2 protein-coding genes are annotated in these 2,119 nt (G+C 28.8%); both read left to right on the forward strand.

Features of this window, described 5'->3' with window-relative positions; translation table 11 throughout:
- The first annotated feature begins 124 nt into the window (after window positions 1–124).
- The gene (locus BUB36_RS18815; RefSeq protein WP_278247880.1) at window positions 125–691 is read left to right on the forward strand and encodes a metallopeptidase TldD-related protein; all 567 of its coding nucleotides are present in this window, start codon (window positions 125–127) and stop codon (window positions 689–691) included.
- Between the two features lies 1 nt (window position 692).
- Complete coding sequence (locus tag BUB36_RS18820; protein WP_131821380.1) at window positions 693–1,970, forward strand: metallopeptidase TldD-related protein; 1,278 nt, start codon at window positions 693–695, stop codon at window positions 1,968–1,970.
- Window positions 1,971–2,119 lie beyond the last annotated feature (149 nt).

The raw sequence follows: 2,119 nt of genomic DNA on the forward strand, positions 1-2,119 counted from the left end.
TTAGATTAAATAATCTGCATAGCTTTAGGTCAGATTATTTAACTTGATTTAAGCTTCTAAGATTATTTAATTTGCAGTTTTTGATAAGATTTAGGGTAGAATAAAGTGCTGTTTAACACCTATTATTGGATGCAGTGAACTTAATATAGTTGACAATCCAACAGTCGAAGGTTTAAGCGGATCTTATAAATATGATGATGAGGGAACAAAGGCTAAAGAAAACATAATGGTGCAGGATGGTAAGGTAGTTACATTATTAAGTGATTGTAAAACAGCTTCGATTCAGGGGGTGGCAAGTAGTGGGAATGCTAGAAGTGTTTCATATAAAGACATCCCAATTGTAAGAACATCTAATATGTTTATTAAGCAAGGAAGTAATTCGATTAGTAAATTGATAAATGAAGTAGAAAATGGATATTATGCTAAAGATGTACTTTATGGTCATCATTACAATGGAAAATTTATTTTTAGGCCAAAACAGTTCTTTGAGTTAAAAGAAGGAGTAATTAGAAATGAGGTTTTACCTCCAAATATTACTGGAGATATTATGTCTGTTTTAAAGGACATCAAGATAGGGAATGATTTACAGATGAATGATAGTGGAGTTTGTCATAAACGAGAACAAAGATCTTTACCTATTTCAATATCATCACCGAGTATATTACTAAAAGGAGTTGCTATTGAGAACTAAAATGGAAAAGTTAAATTTACTGAAAACAAATGGTATGGAAATTGAAGAGTTTATTGCAAAGAAAGAATCAATCTGCTTTGAAAAAAACTTTGCAGAATCTTATAACAACAAATTATCTATTGATGAAGGTGTGGCCTACAGAGTTGTTAAAGGCGATAAAGTTGGCTTTGCAAATACTAATAATATAGATGACAAAGTAAGAGTTCAAGAGAAAGCTAAAGAATTAGCTAAAGATGGGATACCGCTTAATGTTAGATTTCCTGAAGATGTTAGTTGCGAAAGTATAAATGAGCATATGCATTTTGAAACGAGTGATGTTGTAAAAATTCAGCACTGCTTTGAAGAACTATGCAATTATTTTAAGAAATTCAATTGCAAAGTCAAATTAGATAAAATATCTAATTTTAGAAGTGTGATGAATACTAGAAATACAATGTGTAAATCACATGATGCGTATTTCAAACTTACCTTTGAAAGTATGAGAAATGAATTTGGAAATGGTTTAAGTGTCTTTAAATTAAAATATTTTAGAACAAGGAATGAACTTTACAATTTTGCTCAAAAGATGAATTGGGAGTTAGATAGGATTAAAAAATTAAAGACATATTATGAGATAGAATCTAAGCTACCGGTGATTTTTGCACCGCAAGCATTGGCTGGGTTAGTATTATCAATTGTTGAGAATTTCAATGCAAAGGAAGTTATGTCAGGAACATCAATACTAGAAAGAAAGAAGTTTGAGTTTGATGAAAAATTCGAATTATATGATGCTCCTAAGATAAAGAACTCTGTGTTTAATGTAATGTTTGATGATGAGGGAACTAGAACATATAGGAAACCTCTAATAAAAAATAGTAAATGTATTACCTATTTTTCTGACTTGATTACAGAAGCTAAATATAATTATAAATCCACTGGAAATGGGTTTAGAAGAAACAGTTATACAACCATGCCAACACCAAACTTTATAAACATAGATATCAACAATGGAGATACTAAGCTTGATAATTATTTAAACATAAACAATACAACAATACTAATTAAGCAGATAATGGGTTTGGATATTAACTCGTTGAAAGGTGGGTTTATTACAGGCAGAGTTACAGAATCAATAATCTATAAAGGAAGTGAAGCTATTGGAACTTTACCACCATTTAGTTTAAAAATAGAACTGAACAAATTCTTTACTGATATAGGTATTACTGAGGAAGTTGAAAATATTTGGGGATTTATGAATATACCATATTTATATAAAGATATTATGAAAATACATATATAAAGCTAATAATCAGTTATATAGCTCTAAATTCTCTAATAAAAAATTCTTCTTTTAAATAAATGAAATCTTTATATAGATTCATTTAAAAAAGGCTTTGTAAACTTAATATGAAAAAATAGTACAATGTTTTATAGAATTACTTCAGATTG

Origin of the sequence: Paramaledivibacter caminithermalis DSM 15212, from assembly GCF_900142245.1 — a bacterium.
In the GTDB taxonomy this organism is placed as follows: domain Bacteria; phylum Bacillota; class Clostridia; order Peptostreptococcales; family Caminicellaceae; genus Paramaledivibacter; species Paramaledivibacter caminithermalis.